Source organism: Sphingobium fuliginis, from assembly GCF_015074805.1.
GTDB lineage: Bacteria > Pseudomonadota > Alphaproteobacteria > Sphingomonadales > Sphingomonadaceae > Sphingobium > Sphingobium fuliginis.
In genome coordinates this window covers 882,430-901,413 of record NZ_CP060036.1, presented here as the reverse complement: position 1 = coordinate 901,413, position 18,984 = coordinate 882,430, and the positions used below count along the sequence as shown (strand labels likewise).

Here is an 18,984-nt window from a genome sequence, read left to right as displayed (position 1 = left end):
GACGGAAAACTGCTTCATCATGGCTCCCTTGCAACGATATATTTGCTGAGCACCGCGGCCTGCGGACGGGGGCCGCCGGTCGGCTGAACGCTCATCGGATAGCGGGCGCCCCACCATGCGCCGCCCGCCCAATAGGTCCATCCCATCCAGACGTCGCCATTGGCGCGCAAATGGGCGAGCAGAACCTCCAGCCCACGCAGGCAATTGTCGTCCGGCGGCGCGCCGAATTCGCCCAGGAAGCCGCGATGGCCATTGGTCCGCAGCCATGTCGTCGCACCCGCCAGCCGCGCGTCGATCAGGTCCGGACTGACGCAGCTCGTCGCCGTGCCGGAACTGTCGGCATCCAGATATTGGTGCATCTCGAACGCATAATTGCCGCCGGGATCGCGAAAATCGGCGAAGGCGAGCGCGTTGGAGTTCGATCCGCCCGTGGTCCAGCTATGCGCGCCGCTATATTTGGAACCCGGCACGAGGATGAGATTGGCCGCCCCCGTCCGCCGGATCGCCGCGACGCTGCCGTCCGCCAGCGACCGCCAGGCGGCGGGCGTCATGCCATAGGGCTCGTTCATCAGGCCGAAGGCGACGGCGCCATTGCCCTTGTAATGCTCCGCCAGCCGCTGCCACAGATCGGCCAGCATCGCCGACCCATTGGAAATCTGGTCCAGCCGCTGGCCGTCGTACCGGCCGTAATTATGCACGTCCAGCACGATGGTCCGGAACGGCGCCAGACTGGCGAACGACTTGTCGATCAGGGCCATCTCTGTCGTGGAAAGCGGCTTCAGCGGCTCCGGCTGCACCCGTTCCCAGAGGATCGGCACGCGGACGATCTGCATCCCCATGTCGATGAAGGGCTGGGCCGTCCTTGCGTCGGGATAGACATAATCCTTGCCGAAGACGCCAGGCTTGCGCGCGGAATTGAATTCCCCGCCTGCTATGTTGACGCCCGACAGGGGCGGTTGCCCGGCGGCGGGCTGCTCGGCGGTCAGCGGCAGGGCCAGCAGCATCAGCAGCGGCGCCATGGCGAGGCGAGTCGCCACACTCATCGGATGAAGCCCCTTTGTCGCCATGGCGATGCGCCTGCTTCCCCGCTAGGTGCTGAAGGGAAGGAGACATGATGAGCGCGAAAGGCGACCTGCTCGCAAAGGCCCCAGCCGGCGACGCCCCCGACAGGACGGCGGCGGACGCCCTGCCCTGGTTTCAGGGCGCGGACAGCGTGCCGACCCATTTCGGCATGGTGGGACTGCTCCAGGAAAAGGGGATGGTCGTGGATCTCGGCGCGCCCCAGCCGGGCGGCACGCGGCCGATCCATTACCGGCGGTCTTCCGGCGCGCTGCTGTCGATTTCCGTCCCGCTTTCCATGGCGGTCGCGGCGGGCGATTTCCTGCTCGTGAAGTCGCTGACCTGCCCCGACGGCGCGGTGCGGCCGGTCGCGGTGCGCCCGCCGGCCAGCCCGGACTGGATCGCCATAGCCGATCTGGAGGGCATATTGCGACACTATGGCGCGGGCGCATCCCGCTTCGTCCGATGGAGCGCCGGGGCGGGCGCGGCCTGCGGCATTGCCGCGCTGTGCGGGGTTGCGGCGCCCGTCACGGCGCTGGCGGGCATGGTCGCGGGCGTCGCGGCGTTTGGCCTCCATCGCCGGGACCGGCGCGACCGGGGCCGCGTCAGGCGCCTGATCGGCTGAAGCGCTCATACCAGCAGCCCTTCATTGCGATACCAGGCGACGGTGCGGCGGAAGCCCTCCTCCAGCCCCACGGCGGGCCGGAAGCCCAGCGCCTGTTCCGCCCGCGCGATGGAAAAGGCGCGGTTATGCTTGAAGAAGGTCAGGCGGCGGCGGTGCAATGGCGGCTGCACCCCCAGCGGCGCGCAGAGCAGTTCGCAGCCATGGGCGGCCAGGTTGACCAGCCCATAGGGCACGGTGCGCCGGGGCGCGGGCACGTTCAGCACATTGGCGGCGGTCGCGACATAGTCGCGCAACGGCAGATAAGTCTTGCCGCCGATGATGAAGGTGCCGCCCGGCGCCGCGTCGCTCGTCATCGCCAGCAGGAATCCGTCGACCAGATCGTCGATATAGACCGGGTGGAAATTCGGCCGCCGCGATCCGATGAACAGGAAACGGCCCTGCTGCACCATGCGGAACATCTTCAGCATGCGCGTGTCGCCCGGCCCGTAAATGGCGCAGGGGCGGATGATGACGACGTCCATGCCCGGCTGCATCATCGCGTCGCGGCACAGGTCCTCCGCCAGCAGCTTGCTTTCCTGATAGGGGTCGCGCGGGTCGAAGGGCGCGTTTTCGTCCGCCGGCGTCTCCGCCACATCGCCATGCACGCCGATGGACGAGCAATAGACGAAGCGCGCCACGCCTGCCCTGCGCGATTCCGCCAGCAACGCTGCCGTGCTGTCGCGATTGGCGCTCAGGAACTCCTCCCGCGCGCCTTCCGACCGGTACATGGCGGCGATGTGGAAACAGGCCGTCGCACCCTCCACCAGCCGGGCGAAGGCATCGGTGTCGGTCAGCGATCCGCCGATCCATTCGATGCCGCTCTCCCTTTCGGCGGCGCTGGGCGGACGGCGGGTCATGGACCGGACATGATAGCCCATGCCGATCAGCCGCCGCGCCAGCGCGCCGCCGGTGAAGCCGGTCGCGCCGGTGACGGCGACGATGGGGCGTCCGTCCGCGCTCATGCCTTCCTCTCCCGGTCGAAGCGCTGGAGCACCGGATTGCCGATCAGGCTGGTGACGCCGATGCGGCGCAATCCTTCCTCCACCATGCGGACCGGCTTCCCCGCAAGGCGGTGGAGGCCCATGGGCGCGCTGAACTGCTTGAAGCGGCGCCGGGGCGCGAAGCCGTTGCGGCGGAAGGCCTGCTCGATCCGGGCCGGCCAGAAGCTGCGATAGGTGCGCGTGTCCTTCTCGATCAGCCGCTTGATCGGGAAGGTCGCCGCCGACAGCGCATTGGCGCCCATCAATGTCGGATAATCGACGATGACGCTGTAGCGGGCGACGCGACAAAGTTCGTCGATCAGCCTGTCCGGATCGTCGATGTGCGCCAGCAGCCTGATGCTGGTGACAAGGTCGAAACGGCCGTCCGGGAAGGGCAGGGCCAGCAGGTCGCCGGTCACATAATCCACCCGGCCGGCATCGGCGCCCTGCAACAATTGTTCGGCGCAATCGGCCGTCGAGCCCAGCACCGTCGTCTGAATTCCCATGTCCAGCAGTCCGCCGACAAGCTGCCCATGGCCGCCGCCGACATCCAGCGCGCTCTGGTGGAGGGGCGGCCCATCGTCGACCAGATCGCGCAGGCCGCGTTCCTGGATGTTAAGCAGATAGGCGCCCGAAGGCCCCGCAAACCGGCGGGCATATTGGACCGACCCCGTTTCCAGATCGGGGGGAGGAAGCAAACCAGTCATGCCGCACCCGCGGTTGCTGCAATGCCAAAGAACGCAGGCGGACATGACTGGCCTGACGGCACGCACCGCCCGCGGGGCGGCAGGGGCCTGACCACGGACGCACCTTTCGTGCCGGGAAGGGCCTGCTTCCCGACATGGGGGCAGGCACGCCGCACGGTTGGGTGCCGCCAGCTGTAGACGTGGAAGCTGCTGTGCGTGGGGACGGGGGTCAGGCGTCGCTCGATCTCACGGGCGATTTCGGGGCGCACGCCCATGGGATTGCGCCACTGATAATCGGACACGATGACGACGCCGTTATCGGTGCAGTCGATGACTTCGGACAGGGCCGCCGGGCTGTCGATCAGCGGACGGCCGGTGCGGAAATCGCTGTTGAAGTCGGTCGGCGGCTTGAGCTCGCCCAGCCGGCTGTGGCTGATGAACAGGTCGAACGGCCCGATATGCGCCAGGGTGCGCAGGTCGTCGCCGGTGACGAGCAGGCTGCTGCCTTGCGCGATCCGCCGCAATTCGGGCGCCGCCCTGTCCCATTCGCCGTCGGGCACCGGCGCGGCAAGGGCGGCGGGCCCTTGCGCAAGGGTCGACGCCATCAGCCGGGCGGAATGGCGGTAGGCGACGTCGCCGCCCATCAGCAGCAGCATCGCCGCGCCCGCCAGCAGGGCTGGACGCAGCGTTCCGCCGCCGCCGAACCGTTCGACCAGCGCGCCGATTCCCAGGCCATAGGCCATGCAGATGAAGGGAAAGACATAATAGCTGTAGCGCCACGCCTTCATCCCCGCGAAACTGTGGAGCGTCAGGCACAGCATCGCCATGATCGCGCACAGGCTGGCCAGCGAGGGATTGCGCCGCCACGCCGCCGCCAGCGCAACGGGCCAGAGCAGCAGCATGGCGGGCATTTGCGCCCGGAATTCGCGCAGATAATAGAAGGCGTCGTCCTGCGATCCGGTCGCCCAGCGCTCGGCATGGCGATAGCTTTCCAGCGCTGGCCCGGCCTGCGACAGGGCGATGGTTGCGCAGGCCAGCGCGATTGCGCCCAGCACGATCAGGTGCAGCGGGCGCATCGCGGCTATCGTCGCGCGCTGGTCGAACAGCAGCCAGCAGCCCAGGGCCAGCGCGGCAATCGCCGTCACCGGTTGCAGATGGGCCGCTATGGCCAGGCAGAGCGCCGTGGCGGCCAGCCAGCCGGGCCTGAACCGGCCCGCAGGCCGCGTGGCGAGGAAAAGGCTTCCCGCCGCGGCCAGTATCATCAGCGCGTGCAGGGCGTAGAAGCGGGCGAAATGCGCGATGTCGAGCGTATAGCCGGCAAGGCCGAACAGCGCGGCGCCGGCCACCGCGCTCCATATGCCGCCGCTCTGCCGCAGCCAGTGGAAGACCAGTCCGACGCTGATGCCCGAAAAGAGCAGCGAGGGAATGCGCGCCACCCAGAGGTCGGATCGCCCGAACAGATCGAAACTGCCGCCGACGATGGCGGTGAACAGCCGCGCCCGTTCGTAACGGCCGTCCAGGATCGCGAAGCTGCCGTCCGCGGCCCAGCTGCGCCCCGCCAGCAGATGGTAGAATTCGTCGATATGGGCGGGGCGCGTCTGAATGGTCAGCCCATAGACCAGGCAGGCCAGCAACCCCGCGGCCAGGGCAGGGGCCGCTCCCGGCAGGGCCATGGACGCGCGCCGGCCATCCTGCGACGGCAGGGCGGCGTGCGATCCCAGATGCTCCGATGTGGTGGCCATGAATATGATCTCATATCCGGCAAAAGCCGACAGGATGTTCGATGGCGCAAGAATTCGATCTAACCGAATTTAAGTCAATATAGGGGAGAACGCCTAGCCGTAGGTATGACTACATAATGGTATGTTTCTGAAATTTATGTGAATGTGTTTCCAAGGTCGCTGAATCGATTGGCGTTGAACCCGATTGTGGAAATCATAAGGGGCATCGCCGGCAATATTATATAATATTGTAGGAATGGACGCATGGTCGATGTTTCGATTGTCGTTCCTCTTTATAATGAAGAGGACAATGTACGGCTTTTGCATGAAGCGATCAGCAATGCATTGACCGACTTCCGGCCCAGCTATGAAGTCGTGCTGGTCGATGACGGCAGCAGGGACGCGACCTTTATCCGCGCGGCGGAAGTCGCTGAGCGGGACGGGCGCGTGCGCATCGTCAAGTTCCGCGGCAATTACGGCCAGACCGCCGCGATGGCGGCCGGCATCCAGAATGCCCGCGGCGACATCATCGTCACCATGGACGGCGATCTGCAGAACGATCCGCTGGACATACCCCGCATGGTCGAACTGATCGACGCCGGGCACGACATCGTCGTCGGCTGGCGCAGGAAGCGGCAGGATGGCGGGCTGCGCGTCTTCGTGTCGAAATGCGCCAACCGCATCATGGCCCGGCTGATGGGCGTGGCGGTGCGGGACAGCGGCTGTTCGCTGAAGGCCTTCCGCAGCATCCTCATCAAGCAATTGCCCATGTATGGAGAAATGCACCGCTTCATTCCGGCCCTCTCCCGCCTGGCCGGGGCGCGTCTGGCGCAGATCGAGGTGCGGCACCATCCGCGCCAGTTCGGCGTCTCCAAATATGGCTTCTCGCGCATCTACAAGGTGATGCTGGACATCGTGTCGATCCGCATCCTGCTCAGCTTCGTGCGGCGGCCCATGGCTTGGCCGCGCCATATGATCGTCGGCATCACCCTGCTTGGCCTGCTGTCCGTCGCGGCGGCGGTCTGGGGCGGGGGGCTGGCGCTGCCGATGCTGGCCATCGGCGTGCTCTGGCTGTCGCTGGCGCTGTTCCTGCTGGGATGGGCGGTGATTGGGCAGATGCTCGCCAGCCTGACCGGCAATGTTTCGGGTTTCGCGTCGCTGGGCGCGAAACTGTCGGCCCAAATCAAATTGGGGGATTGAACAATGGTTGCCACGGCAAAGCTGGACCTGGTCGAAGTCATGGACATTTCCGTCATCGTCCCGGTCCTCAAGCGTTTCGACGATGTCGCCCGCGTCTATGCCGAATATCGGGACAGGGTTGCATCCTCGGGGAAAAGTTACGAGTTCATCTTCGTCATCGACGGACAGCCGGACTATCCGGTCGCCACGCTGGAACAACTGCAACGCGACGGCGAACCCATAGAGATCATCCGCTTCGGCCGGGAGTTCGGGGAATCCGCCTGCCTGCGCGAAGGCATCCGCCAGTCGAGCGGGCGGCACCTGCTGTTCCTGCCCGCTTATTTCCAGATCGGCGGCGCGGCGATCTCCGAACTTCTGGATCATCTGGACGAAGCCGACGTCGTCGCCGCCCGCCGCGACAGGCGGGCGGACGCCATGTTCAACCGGCTGCGCGGCTGGGGCTTCCAGAAGATGGCGCGCTTCGCCGGAGCCAAATATGACGATCCCGGATGCCTCGTCCGCGCCGTCCACCGCAGCGTCTTCGACGAAATCCCGATCCAGGATGAGAAGCAGCGCTTCCTGCCCCTGCTGGCGGAGGTGCATGGCTTCAAGGTCGTCCAGCTCACCCTGCCGCAGGCCGAAAGCGACGCTGGCCGGCCGCAGCACAAGCCGGGCGTCTATTTCGACGTGATGATGGACCTGATGGCGGTCGGCTTCCTCGTCCGCTTCATGCAGCGCCCCTTCCGCTTCTTCGGCACGGTGGGCGCGGCGTCGATCCTGAGCAGCCTGGTCCTGATGGCTTTCCTGCTGTTCCAGCGGGAGGTCAGCAATATCCCGCTGGGCGACCGCCCGCTGCTGGTGCTGGTCGTGCTGCTGCTGGTGCTGGGCATCCAGATCGCGGCGATCGGCCTGATCGCGGAGATCGTCATCTTCACCCGCGGCGACGGCAAGCAGCATTATCGGATCGAGAAGATCGTGGAGCATGTGTCCGCCGATGCCTGAAACCGTCATCATAGGGGCGGGCATCCAGGGCGCCACGCTGGCGCTCGCCGCGCTCGAACGGGGCGTGTGCCCGATCCTCGTCGATCGGGACGACCAGCCCTCCGGCGCGTCCGTCAACAGCTATGGCATCGTCCATGGCGGGCTGCGCTACCTCCAGTCGATGAACATCCCCCGCTGGGTGCGCAGCCGCCGCGCGCAGAACTGGTATATCGACCGCTACCCCCATCAGGTGCGGCCGCTGCGCTGCGTGATGCCGCTTTATGCCGGCGCCCCCCGCTCGCCCCGGCTGTTCGCCCTTGCGCGAGGCTTCGACCGGCTGCTGCGAACGGCGCTTGGCCAGCATGTGCCGCTTCCCGAAGATGGCGCCTGTTCGCGGCAGGAGGTCTTGCAGGCCTATGACGTCGCATCCCATGGCCTGCTGGGCGGCGCGGTCTGGTACGATGCGCAGTTGCTGAACCCGCCCGCGCTGTTGAGGGAAATGCTGGCCGAAGTGGAGCAGCGCGGCGGCGTCGTGTTGCGCTCCACCGAAGTCATCGGCCTGATCGAGCAGGGCGGCCGCCTCCAGGCCGTCCTGTTGCGCAACGCAAGCGACGGGCGCGAACAGAGGATCGCCGCCGACCGGCTGTTCGATTGCGGCGGCGCGCAGGCGGGACGCTGCATGGGGCCGGCGCGCCGGGTGCCGAGCGCGGCGGTCCTCGCCTTCAACCTGCTGATGGACATTCCCGCGCCCCCCGCCAGCGACGCCTACGCCCTGTCGCCCACGCCGGGGCGCGGACGCAGCTTCTTCTTTCGCCGTTATGGCGCCGCGACGCTCGTCGGCACTTTCTACCGTCCCGCGCCCGGCATCCTTTCGCCCGAACCCACGGCGGAGGATGTCCGGTCCGCCCTCTCATCCATCCGCCAGTGCCTGCCCAATGTCGAACTGGACGAAGGATCGGTGCTGGCCACCTATGCCGGCCTGCTGCCGGACCGCGACGGCAGCGGCCGGGCGCTTCATCCGGGCGACCGGCATCTGCGTCCGGGGCCGGAGGGCTATCATATGCTGGTCAGCGGCAAGCTGACCACCGCGCCGCTGCTGAGCGAACAGGTGGCGCGCCGCCTGTGGCCTGCCGCGCCCTTGCCGCGAACCGGCGGATGGCGGCCGCGCCATGCCTGAGCTGATGATCGACGCGCACGTCCATCTGCATCCCGGCGACGATCCGCGGGACCGGCTGATGCAGGCGCATGGGCGCATGATGGCGGCCGCCGGGAAGGACTGCCTGCCCGTCTTCATGCTGGCGGAGCAGCAGGGCTGCAACGCGTTCGGAATGCTGAAGGCATCGGGCCGGTCGACCGCGGAACCGGAAAGCCTGTGGCTGGAAACCGGTTCCGCCGACATATTGGTGCTGGCCGGCCGGCAGGTCGTCAGCGCCGAACGGCTGGAGATACTGGCGCTGGCCACCGCCGCCGGTTTCGCCGACGGCGCGCCGGCCGAACAATTGGTCGCTGCGATGGGCGCGGCGGACGCGCTGACCATCCTTCCCTGGGGCGTCGGCAAATGGGCCGGCGCGCGAGGACGGCTGGTCGACAGGCTGCTGGCCGGCGATCCGGAAGGCCGGTTGCTGTTGGGCGACAATGGCGGGCGCCCCGCCTTCTGGCCGGAACGCCGCTTCCGCCACCGGACGGTGCTGCGCGGATCGGACCCCCTGCCATTGCGCGGCGATGCGCGGCGGATCGGGACTTTCGGAACCATCCTGCATGGCGGGCTTTCGGCCGACCGGCCCGGACGCGACCTGCGCGCGCTCATCCGTTCGGCCGGGCGGCAGGCGCGGCATTATGGCGCTCTTGCAAGCCCGCTGCATTTCCTCGGCAACCAGCTTCGCCTGAGGATGGCCTCATGAAGATATTGATGCTGGCGCCCCAGCCCTTTTACGAGGAACGCGGCACGCCCATTGCCGTGCGCATGGCGGCCGAAGCTCTGGCGGCGCAGGGGCATGAGGTCGCGCTGCTGAGCTTCCATGAAGGGCGCGACGTGCCGATGCCCGGCGTGCGGCATCACCGCATCGCCGCCCCGCCGGGCGTCCGCAATGTCCCCATCGGTTTTTCGCTCGGGAAGCTGGTCTGCGACCTCTGGATGCTCTTTGCCGCGGTCGGCCTGCTTCGGCGTTATCGCCCTGACGTCATCCATGCCGTCGAGGAAGCGGCCTTCTTCGCGCTGCCCTTGTCCCGGCTGTTCGGAACGCGCCTCGTCTATGACGCGGACTCGATCCTGAGCGAGCAGATCGTCGAAAAATGGCCGCGGGCCCGCGCCATCGCCTGGATCGTCGAACGGTGCGAGCAATTCGCCTTCCGCCGCAGCGACCTGGTGATCGCCGTCTGCCCCGCCATCCAGCAGAGCGCCAGCCGCTCCGCAGCCGCCGATCGCATCCACCTGCTGCCCGACGTGGCGATGGAAGGGCCCGCCACCGCGGCGCCGGTCGAAGACCTGCGCCCGAACGCAAAGGATCGCCCGCTCGCGCTTTATGTCGGCAACCTCGAATCCTATCAGGGCGTCCACCTGCTGATCCAGGCGATGGCGGCGCTTGCGCCTGCCGAGCGTCCCGCGCTGGTCGTGATCGGCGGCAAGGCGGATCATGTCGCGCAGCATCGGCAACTCGCCCTGCAATGCGGGCTGGAAGGCGATGTGCGCCTGCTTGGCCCGCGCCCGCTCGATGGCCTCGGCCGCTATCTGGCGCAGGCCGACATCCTCTGTTCGCCGCGGCTGAAGGGCCGGAACACGCCGATGAAGATCTTCTCCTACATGGCGTCGGGCAAGGCGCTGCTGGCGACCAACATCGAAAGCCATTCCCAGGTTCTGGACGCGCGTTGCGCCATGCTGACGCCCGCGACGGCGCAGGACCTGGCGCAAGGGTTGCGGCGGCTCTGCGCCGACGACGCGCTGAGGGCGAGGCTGGGGGAGGCCGCCGCCGCAAGGGCGCGGCTCGACTATGGCCATGCCGCCTTCGTCGACCGGCTGCGGCGCGCCTATGCCGTGCTTTCGCCGGATGCGGGCACGCCCCCTCCGCCCACCGCGCTGGAGGCCGCATGACGGCGGTCGGCGCCAACGCGCGGGCGACCAACAAGGCCGCCTCCAGCCTGTTCGCCGCGCTGGGCTTCGGCCTGTCGGGCGCGGCCTTCACCCTGGGCATGCTGCTGCTGGCGCGGGAACTGCCGGTGGAGGCTTATGGCCGCTTCACCCTGGCCGTCGCCCTGTTCAATATCTTCGGCCTGCTGACGCCGCTGGGCGTCGACCAGCTGTTCCTGCGCGGACCGATGCGCGCGGGCAAAGGATTGCTGGCTTTCCTGATCTTCTCCGGCCTTGTGGTGGGCGGACTGGTGGGCATGGCGGCAGGCCTGCTGGGCGGACTGCATCCGGCGGAGGCATGGCTGACCGCGCTGGCGATTGCCGGCGGCGGGCTGGTCGCGGCGACCAGCACCGGCCTTCGCGCGCGCGCCGTGCCCGGCGCCTCCATGCTGCTTGCGATTTCGGCCAGTTTCGTCCTGTTGCTGGCCGGGACCGCGGCCGTCGTCTTCGGCCTGAAGGACGGGACGGCGCCTCTTGCCATATTCGCCGCCGGAAACATCGTCTTCGGCGCGATCGGCTGGGGCCTTCTGCGCCGCAGGGCGAAGGACGGCGATGCCGTCCACCCCGCCCGCCGCTGGCGCGAGGCGGGATCGATGCTGGGCCTCGTCGCCCTCGGCACGGTGTCGCTTCAGGTCGAACGGATCATCATCCCGATCCCGCTGGACCTGAAGGAACTGGCGCTGTTCGGCGTGCTGGCGTCGGTCGCGATCTTTCCCTTCCGCCTGCTCGCGTCCGGCGTCGGCTTCACCCTCGCCCCGCGCCTGATCGGTGCGCAGCGGGCGCGCCGGCAGGCCGTCGTGCTGGCGGAGGCCAGGCCGCTGCTGGCGGTGATCGTCGTGGCGACGGCGGGCCTTGTCGCCTGCGGCCCGTGGATCGCCGCCATAGTGACAGGCGGCCTCTATGCCATCGGCCCGGCCCTGATCCTCGCCGCCTGTGCGAACGGCGTGGGGAAGGTCGCCATGGCCTTCCCCCGGGCGATGCTCACGGCGGCGGGATCGCCCGCCGATCTGGTGCTGCTCAACGGATGGGGGGTGGTGGGTCTGGCGCTGACGGTCTGCGGCGCGCTGGCCGGGGCCGCCTGCGGAATCACCGGGCTGCTATGGGGGGCGACGCTGGGCGGCGCGATCCCGACGCTGTTCACGCTGCACCTCGCCTGGCGTCGGCTTGGAAAGGATTGAGAAATGACCACCCAGATGGGCTTTGCTGAGATGATGCAGTCGCTGCACGCCGGATCGGCGGCGCTCGACTACCGCAAGACCGGCCGGCTGCTGCGCGAGATGGAGGCGCAGGCGGGCGTGCACGTGGCGTTGATGGGCAATGTCACGCTGGACCTTCTCACCCCCTTCCTGCGCGTGGAGGCGGCGAAGGTCGGCCAGATGTCCGCATTCCATGTCAGCCCCTTCGGCCAATATATGCAGGACCTGCATGGCGAGGCGCTCCAGCGCTTCGACCCCCATGTCATCGTCCTGCTGCTGTCGGCGCAGGCGATGCGGCCCGACGCCTTCGAACGGTTCCACCAGCTCTCCGTCGAGGACCGTCATCGCCTGCGCGACGACATGATGGCGGAGGTGGAGGGCTGGATCGACAGCGCGGTCATGCGCACCGCGGCGACGCTGATCGTCGCCAATTTCCCCTGTCCTTCCAGTGCGCTGGGCGTCGCGGACCTCAGCAGCGATTATGGCGAGCGCGAATTCTTCCTGGACCTGAACCTGGCGCTGCTCCGCGCCGTGCGGGCGCGCCCCAGGGCGATGATGCTCGACGTGGTCGAGGCGATGGGCCGGGTCGGCACGCGCCAGGCGGTGGACCGGCGGATGCACTATATCGCCGGATTGGGCTGGACGGACGCGATGATGCGGGAATTCGGCGCGGTCTTCGCCCATGCGCTGGTCGGCGCGCTCGGCGCCGCGCGCAAATGCCTGGTGCTGGACCTCGACAACAGCCTGTGGGGCGGGGTGGTGGGCGAGGACGGCCCCCATGGCATCCGCGTCGGCCGCGGCGACATGGTGGGGGAGGCGTTCCGCGCCTTCCAGCTCAGGATCAAGGCGCTGAAGGAACGCGGCATCCTGCTCGCATTGTGCAGCAAGAACAATCCGGAAGATGTCGAGGAAGTGTTTCGCCTGCGTGACGACATGCCGCTGCAATTGTCGGATATGGCGGCGACGGCGATAGGCTGGGACAGCAAATATACGGGGATCGGGAAGATTGCGAGGCAGCTCAACATCGGTCTGGACGCGCTGGTGTTCCTCGACGACAACGCGGCGGAGATTGCGGCCGTGCGGCAATATTGCCCGGATGTCCATGCCGTGCTGCTGCCGCCCGATCCATCCGACTATGTCGACATATTGGACGCGCTGCCCTGGTTCGAGAAAAGCCGCCTGACGGCGGAGGACAGGGCCAGGACCGAACATTATGCGCTGGCCGCCGGGCGGGATGCGCTGTGCGCGTCCTGCGACCCGATGGACTATCTGCGCGGGCTCGACATGCGCGCGGCGATCCGCGACGCCGGGCCGGCCGACCTGTTGAGGGTGCATCAGCTCTTCAACAAGACCAACCAGTTCAACCTGACCACGGGCCGCCCCACCATGGGGGAGGTGGAGGCGATGATGACCGACCCGGCATGGCAGCTCATCGTGGCGGATCTGCGCGACCGCTTCGGGCAATTGGGCACAGTGGCGATCTGCGCCCTGAGGCGGGAGGGCGCGGCGCTCCATATCCGGCATTTCCTGATGAGCTGCCGCGCCATGGGCCGGGGCCTGGAACATGCCGTGATGAACGATGTCAAGCGCCGCTTTCTGGAAAGCGACGCCGCATCCCTGCACGGCAGCCATGTTCCGACGGCCAAGAACGGCCCGGTGCGCGGCTTTTTCGACGATCAGGGCTTTGCCGCCGCCGATGGCGGCGACCGCACCGACTATGCGCTTTGCCGGGCGGATGTCGCGTTCAGGGATTGCGACTGGATCATGCTGGAGACGAAATAATGGCTGTGAACATGGACGACCTGCTGAACCTTGTCGGCGACATCATCGAAGTCGATCCGTCCCGGATCGACCTGCGTCTCGACCGGGACGATGTGCCCGGCTGGGATTCGCTGGCCCATCTGCGGATCATCACCGCGTTCGAGGCGCAATATGGCGTGCGCCTCAGCATGGACCAGATCGCCGAGATCCGCACGGTGGAACAATTGTCGCGGACATTGGGCGAGGCGTGACGCCATGCGCATGGGTGTCGCCATACGCCGCTTCGCCATTCCGGGCTTCGTGCACAGCCTCTACCATCTGTTCGCCGGGCGCGCGATCGTCAGCCCGCGCGCGGAACTGGAATGGAGCAGGCTGCTGAAGATCGGCCGCAGGTCCCAGATCAGTTCCTTCGTGAAGATCAAGGCGAGCGAAGGGCCGGTGCGGATCGGGGAGCGGACCGACATAGGCTGCGGCGTGTTCATCGCCGGGCACAGCCATGGCATCGTCATCGGCGACGACTGCCTGATCAGCCCGAACGTCTCCATCATCGGCGTCAATTACCGCTATGACCGCGCCGACCGGCTGATCCGCGAACAGGGGTTGCAGTCGGGCGGCCCGACCAGCATCGGCAACAATGTCTGGATCGGCGCGGGCGCGGTGATCCTGGACAACAGCCAGATAGAGGATGGCGCGATCATCGCGCCCAATGCGGTGGTGTCGGGCCGGGTGCCGGCCATGTCGGTCATGTCGGGCAATCCCGCCAAATTGGTGTTCACGCGCCGATGAGACTGTTCGTCACCGCCCGGCTCGACGACCTCTATGCGCGATGGACCCGCTGGCGCCTGCGGGCGGCGGGCGGCAAGGCGGGCCGGGCCTTGCGGGTGCGCGGCGGCGTCCCCTATCTCGCCGGGCAGCTTATCCTGGGGGAGGCTGTGCGCCTGCGCAACGAGCCTGCCCGCATCAGGCTGAAGACCGCCGGAAGCGGCCGGATCGTCCTGGGCGATCAGGTATCGCTCAACAGCGGTGTCACCATCTTCAGCGCCGCCAGTGTGGAGATCGGCGCCTTCAGCCGGATCGGGGATCATGCCAGCCTGTTCGACACCAGCTTCCATGCCGTGCATGAAGGGCATGCCGCCCGGCCCCGGCCGATCCGCATCGGCCGCAATGTCTGGATCGGGCGCAACGCCACGATCCTGCCGGGCGTGTCGATCGGGGATCACAGCGTCATAGCCGCGGGCGCCGTGGTGTTCCAGGATGTTCCCCCCCGCCAGCTCTGGCGCGGCAATCCGGCCAGTTTCGTCAAGCATGTCCGCGCGGGCGACGATTTCATAAGACAATAAGGGAAGCATCATGTCCGCAACCACGGGCGGCATAGCCGGGAAAATCCGATCGGGCATGGCCTGGTCGCTGGTCGAAAGCTGGAGCGTGCAGGCGCTTCAGTTCCTCGCCTTCATGATCGTCGCCCGCTATGTCGACGCCGCGGCGCTGGGCGTGGTCGCCATGGCGCTGCTGGCGGGGCAGTTCTTCCAGATGACGGTGCTGTCGGGCATCAGCGCCCCGATGGTCAGCGCCGGGCGCGACGATCCCGACCTGGACGATACCGCCTTCTGGATCGCCTTCGCCCTGGGCGCGCTGATGCTGCTGCTCACCCTGGCCTGCGCCGGCGTCGCGGAACGGGCGTTGGACCAGCCGGGCCTGGCATGGGTGCTGCGCTGGCTCAGCATCGCCAATTTCCTTTCCGCGCTGAACGTCGTGCCGCAGGCCTGGCTGACGCGGGCGCTGATGATGCGGCCGCTGGCGGTGCGATCCACCCTGTCGACCATGGCGGGCGCGCTGGTCGGCATTCCCATGGCGATGGCTGGCTATGGGCTGACGGCGCTGGTGATGCAGAATCTGGCGACCGCCCTGATCGGCGCGGCGATCCTCTGGGCGGCGTGCCCCCGGCGGCCGCGCTTCCGCTTCGCGCGGCAGAAGGGACGGGAAATCTTCTTCTACAGCCGTCATGTGACGCTGACGGGCATCGCCAATTTCTTCAATTCCAACTCCGACGTGCTGATCGTGGGCGTCGTGCTGGGCGCGGCGGCGGCGGGCGTCTATACGGTCGGCAAGCGCGCGCTGCTGGCCGCCAACTTGCTGCTGGCGCGGGCCCTCTCCCGCGTGGCCTTCCCGGCCTTCTCCCAGCTCAAGCACGATCCGCCGCGACTGACGGCGGCCTTCCTCAAGCTCGTATCCGCGACATCGCTGATCACCACCCCGGCCTTTGTCGGCATGGCGCTGGTGGCCGATCCCTTCATCCATCTCGTCTTCGGACCGCGCTGGGCGGGGGCGGTGCCTGTGATGCAATATCTCAGCCTCTTCGGCGCGCTCCAGGCGGTCGGCATCTATAACCAGTCGCTCATGCTCGCCCTTGGCAAGCCGCAATGGCAGACATGGCTCGCCGCCCTCTATGCCGTGGTGAACTGCACCCTCTTCTTCGCGACGGCGGATCAGGGGCCGGGCGCGATCGCCGCCGCCTTCACCCTGCGCGCCTGGCTGCTCTACCCGCTCTCCGTCCTGGGCGTGGTCCTGCTGCTGCCGATCGGCTGGGCAGATTACTGGCGCGCCGTTCGGCTGGGGCTGTTCGCTTCCGCGGCCATGGCGGGATGCGTTCTGGGCGCGCGGCCCTTTCTGGTCCAGATGGCCCCGGCCGAAGCGCTGACCGTCACCATCCTCACCGGAGCGCTGGCCTATGGCGTTGCGCTCCTGTTGCTCGGGCGAAACGCGCTGGTTCAGCTCCTGATGTTCGCCAGGGGCCGCTACGGCACGGCATAACCTATGTTAATATATTGCTCTTGCGCGATTTTATTGCCGTAAAGATGTAAAATTCCGTAGCAATACCTACTAGGCAATCCGTGACCATGCTGTTACCACTATTGCAACGCAGCAATTCCCCTTAAGCTATTTCCCTTAGGAAGGGCTGGCTTATGGGGATGACGCATGAGCGGAGTCGGGCCGATCCCGGCCTGCTCCAATAAAAACCAAGGTCGCAAGAAATAGTTCTGGGCTATAAGCGCGGAGTCAAAGACTATGCTTGCAACCGGTGCCGGGGAGCGCCTTCAGCGGCGTTTCTCGCTGGCATTCATGCGTAATGCGTCGCGACGGTTCGTCCCCGCCGCGTGGGCCGCGTGGATTGCCGAAGTGCGCTGGAGCGGCCTCGGCAAATATATCGCGTCGCTGGTCATCGTCTTCCTCGCGTCCTCGTGGATTTTCCGCAACGGCGTCGCGTCGCTGACCGCCGGGGACTATGCCGTCCTCACCCTGATCGTGATTTCCGTCGCCACCCTGATGGGGATCGGCCCGGGCGCGGTCACCACCGCCGGCCTGCTGACGGTCATCTACGCCATTGTCGACGTGAAGATCAGGGGCGGAACCGGCGAGGACGGCCTGGCCTTCCTGCTGGTCATGGTGGCGGCCAATGGGGTGGCGCTGAAATCCACCTTCTGGCGTGCGCGGGCGGAACGGCAGGGCGCCTATGTCAACCGCCTGACAGAGCAGTTGAAGCTGCTGACCGACGGATCGGTCAACTACGCCCTCTACATGACCGATGTGGAGGGGCGGGTCGTCCACTGGAACCGGGGCGCCGAACGCTTCACCGGCTGGGACAGCCGCGACATCGTGAACCGCCCGGTATCGCTGCTCTATTCCCATCATCCCGGCATGGAAGACAATATGGCCGAAGCCTTCGCCCTGGCCAAGGAGCATGGCAGCTGCGAATTCGACTGCCATTTCATCAGGAGCGACCGCAGCAGCTTCATGCAGAACTGCGTGGTGACGGCGCTGCGCGACAACAAGGGACGGCTTCAGGGCTTCGCCAAGCTGGTGCGCGACGTGACGGCGGAACGGGCGCAGGAAGTCGCCCTTCAGGAACGCGAAGCGGAATTGCGGTCCATCCTGGAAACCGCGCCCGACGCAGTGTTCGTCGTCGATATTTCGGGGCGGATCGACTATATGAACAGCACCGCCTGCCGCATGTTCGGCTATAATCTTTGCGAGCTGGAAGGCGCGGAGTTCGACCATCTGCTGACCGGAGCGCAGCCGCCGCGGGAGGTCCGCGACGAGCCTCTCCATGTGGAGAGCGACGGGCCGCTATCCTATCCGCGCAGGCTGATCGGGCGCCGCCGCAACGGCTCCAACTTTCCCATCGAGATGAGCTTCGTGAAGATGGAGGGCGCGCATGAGACGCACTATACCGCCTTCATCCGCGACCTCACCGAACAGGATGCGACCAAGGCGCGGCTGGAACTGCTCCAGACGGAGATGCTGCACGGCACCCGCTACAGCGCGATGGGCGCGATGGCCTCCATGCTGGCGCATGAGCTGAACCAGCCGCTGACCGCGCTCGCCGCCTATATGGAGGGCAGTTCGATCCTGCTGATGCGCGGGCAGGAGGCGGACCGGCCGAAGCTGAACCGCATCTTCCGCTCCGCCGCGCAGGAAGCGGTGCGCGCCGGCGCGATCATGCGCCGCCTGCGCGATTTCGCCAGCGACGGAGAGGCGCTGCTGGAAATCCACGACGCGCAGGATGTGGCGCGCAGCAGCCTGGCGCTGATCGCCGCCATGGCGGAGGCGGCGGACGTCACCGTCGAAATGGACGTCGCGCCAGGCACCGGATCGATCTTTGCCGATCCGATCCAGATCCAGCAGGTGATCGGCAATCTCTGCCGCAATGCCATCGACGCCATGCGCGAGGAGCCGGAACGGCGGCTGACCGTGCGGGTCGCGGCGGCGGACGAACTCACCACGCATTTTCTGGTTTCCGATACCGGCTCGGGCATTCCGCCCGCGATCAAGGACCGGATTTTCGATGCCTTTGTCAGCAGCAAGGAAGAGGGGACCGGCGTCGGCCTGTCCATCTGCCGCACCATTGTCGAAGCCCATGGCGGACGGATCTGGCTGGAGCCGAGCGTCACGGGAAGCTGCTTCGGTTTCAGTCTCAGACGCAAGAAGGGAAACGCCATTGGAACCCACTAAGCTGATCCACATCGTGGATGACGAGGATTCGGTCCGCGCCGCGACCGCCTTCCTGCTGGAGCTGGAGGGCTATACGGTCCGCACCTGGCAGCGCGGCACGCATTTTCTGGCGGCCGCCGCGAACGAGCCGCTGGGGTGCGTGATCATGGACCTGCGCATGCCGGAAATGGACGGGATAGAGGTGCAGCGGCGACTGAACGAGGCGGAACTCTATTTCCCCATCATCATGCTGACCGGCCATGGCGACATCGCCTCCACCGTGACGGCGATGAAGATGGGCGCGGTCGATTTCCTGGTGAAGCCCTTCGAGCGGGAGACGCTGCTGCGCGCGGTCGAAAATTGCTGGACGCTGTTCCAGGATACCGGCGCGCGCCGTCAGCGGGCGGTGCGCGCAGGGGCCATGGTGGAGAAGCTCACCCCCAGGGAGCGCGACGTGCTGTCGGGGCTGACCATGGGCCTGCCGAACAAGCATATCGCGCTGCAATTGGGCATCAGCCCGCGCACCGTGGAAATCCACCGCGCCAATCTGATGTCCAAGCTGGAGACGCGCAGCCTGTCCGATGCCTTGCGCGTGGCGTTCGCCGCCGGGATCGGCAGGCAACTGGATTGCTGAGGAACACGGG

At 67.0% G+C, this 18,984-nt stretch carries 18 protein-coding genes; 14 read left to right on the top strand and 4 right to left on the bottom strand.

All coding sequences use genetic code 11. From position 1 onward, the window contains the following. Positions 1-17: 17 nt before the first annotated feature. Positions 18-1,043, bottom strand: a complete 1,026-nt coding sequence (locus H5V43_RS20130) for a glycoside hydrolase family 5 protein (protein ID WP_037481688.1) — start codon at positions 1,041-1,043, stop codon at positions 18-20. Positions 1,044-1,111: 68 nt separating this feature from the next. On the opposite strand from H5V43_RS20130, the gene H5V43_RS20125 reads away from it, so the two are divergent. Continuing rightward, positions 1,112-1,684 (top strand): hypothetical protein, encoded by a 573-nt coding sequence (locus H5V43_RS20125; RefSeq protein ID WP_025547669.1) that lies wholly within the window; start codon positions 1,112-1,114, stop codon positions 1,682-1,684. Between the two features lie 5 nt (positions 1,685-1,689). On the opposite strand, the gene H5V43_RS20120 is transcribed toward H5V43_RS20125, so the two are convergent. The 3 genes from H5V43_RS20120 to H5V43_RS20110 are packed head-to-tail and all read right to left on the bottom strand — an operon-like array spanning position 1,690 to position 5,131. Continuing rightward, positions 1,690-2,685, bottom strand: a complete 996-nt coding sequence (locus H5V43_RS20120) for an NAD-dependent epimerase/dehydratase family protein (protein WP_025547668.1) — start codon at positions 2,683-2,685, stop codon at positions 1,690-1,692. Next, positions 2,682-3,410, bottom strand: a complete 729-nt coding sequence (locus tag H5V43_RS20115) for a methyltransferase domain-containing protein (RefSeq protein ID WP_025547667.1) — start codon at positions 3,408-3,410, stop codon at positions 2,682-2,684. Before H5V43_RS20115 ends, H5V43_RS20120 begins: the two co-directional genes overlap by 4 nt. Next, positions 3,407-5,131 carry an ArnT family glycosyltransferase gene (locus H5V43_RS20110; protein WP_025547666.1) on the bottom strand — a complete coding sequence of 575 codons (1,725 nt, stop codon included), beginning with the start codon at positions 5,129-5,131 and terminating at the stop codon, positions 3,407-3,409. The genes H5V43_RS20115 and H5V43_RS20110 overlap by 4 nt, the downstream gene beginning before the upstream one ends. 243 nt (positions 5,132-5,374) lie before the next feature. Here H5V43_RS20110 and H5V43_RS20105 point away from each other — a divergent pair, with 243 nt between their 5' ends. From H5V43_RS20105 to H5V43_RS20045, 13 genes are all read left to right on the top strand, one after another. Beyond that, entirely contained in the window at positions 5,375-6,310 is a 936-nt protein-coding gene (locus tag H5V43_RS20105) for a glycosyltransferase family 2 protein (protein ID WP_025547665.1), read from the top strand. Between the two features lie 3 nt (positions 6,311-6,313). Continuing rightward, complete coding sequence (locus tag H5V43_RS20100; protein ID WP_025547663.1) at positions 6,314-7,291, top strand: glycosyltransferase family 2 protein; 978 nt, start codon at positions 6,314-6,316, stop codon at positions 7,289-7,291. Then, complete coding sequence (locus tag H5V43_RS20095; RefSeq protein WP_025547661.1) at positions 7,284-8,447, top strand: FAD-dependent oxidoreductase; 1,164 nt, start codon at positions 7,284-7,286, stop codon at positions 8,445-8,447. The genes H5V43_RS20100 and H5V43_RS20095 overlap by 8 nt, the downstream gene beginning before the upstream one ends. Next, positions 8,440-9,171: a hypothetical protein gene (locus H5V43_RS20090; RefSeq protein WP_025547660.1), complete on the top strand. Its 732-nt coding sequence runs from the start codon at positions 8,440-8,442 to the stop codon at positions 9,169-9,171. The genes H5V43_RS20095 and H5V43_RS20090 overlap by 8 nt, the downstream gene beginning before the upstream one ends. Further along, positions 9,168-10,358 (top strand): glycosyltransferase family 4 protein, encoded by a 1,191-nt coding sequence (locus H5V43_RS20085; protein ID WP_065847405.1) that lies wholly within the window; start codon positions 9,168-9,170, stop codon positions 10,356-10,358. The genes H5V43_RS20090 and H5V43_RS20085 overlap by 4 nt, the downstream gene beginning before the upstream one ends. Beyond that, complete coding sequence (locus H5V43_RS20080; RefSeq protein WP_025547659.1) at positions 10,355-11,572, top strand: polysaccharide biosynthesis protein; 1,218 nt, start codon at positions 10,355-10,357, stop codon at positions 11,570-11,572. Before H5V43_RS20085 ends, H5V43_RS20080 begins: the two co-directional genes overlap by 4 nt. Positions 11,573-11,575: 3 nt before the next feature. Next, entirely contained in the window at positions 11,576-13,372 is a 1,797-nt protein-coding gene (locus H5V43_RS20075) for an HAD-IIIC family phosphatase (RefSeq protein ID WP_025547657.1), read from the top strand. Continuing rightward, positions 13,372-13,602 carry an acyl carrier protein gene (locus H5V43_RS20070; RefSeq protein WP_025547655.1) on the top strand — a complete coding sequence of 77 codons (231 nt, stop codon included), beginning with the start codon at positions 13,372-13,374 and terminating at the stop codon, positions 13,600-13,602. Before H5V43_RS20075 ends, H5V43_RS20070 begins: the two co-directional genes overlap by 1 nt. A gap of 4 nt (positions 13,603-13,606) precedes the next feature. Next, positions 13,607-14,137, top strand: a complete 531-nt coding sequence (locus H5V43_RS20065; RefSeq protein WP_025547653.1) for an acyltransferase — start codon at positions 13,607-13,609, stop codon at positions 14,135-14,137. Next, complete coding sequence (locus tag H5V43_RS20060) at positions 14,134-14,691, top strand: acyltransferase (RefSeq protein WP_025547651.1); 558 nt, start codon at positions 14,134-14,136, stop codon at positions 14,689-14,691. Before H5V43_RS20065 ends, H5V43_RS20060 begins: the two co-directional genes overlap by 4 nt. A gap of 10 nt (positions 14,692-14,701) precedes the next feature. Next, positions 14,702-16,162: a lipopolysaccharide biosynthesis protein gene (locus tag H5V43_RS20055; protein WP_025547649.1), complete on the top strand. Its 1,461-nt coding sequence runs from the start codon at positions 14,702-14,704 to the stop codon at positions 16,160-16,162. Positions 16,163-16,417: 255 nt separating this feature from the next. After that, entirely contained in the window at positions 16,418-18,361 is a 1,944-nt protein-coding gene (locus H5V43_RS20050) for a PAS domain S-box protein (RefSeq protein WP_025547647.1), read from the top strand. Next, a complete protein-coding gene (locus H5V43_RS20045; protein ID WP_226869583.1) occupies positions 18,348-18,974 on the top strand; it encodes a response regulator transcription factor in 627 nt (208 codons plus the stop codon). Before H5V43_RS20050 ends, H5V43_RS20045 begins: the two co-directional genes overlap by 14 nt. The last annotated feature ends 10 nt before the right edge of the window (positions 18,975-18,984 follow it).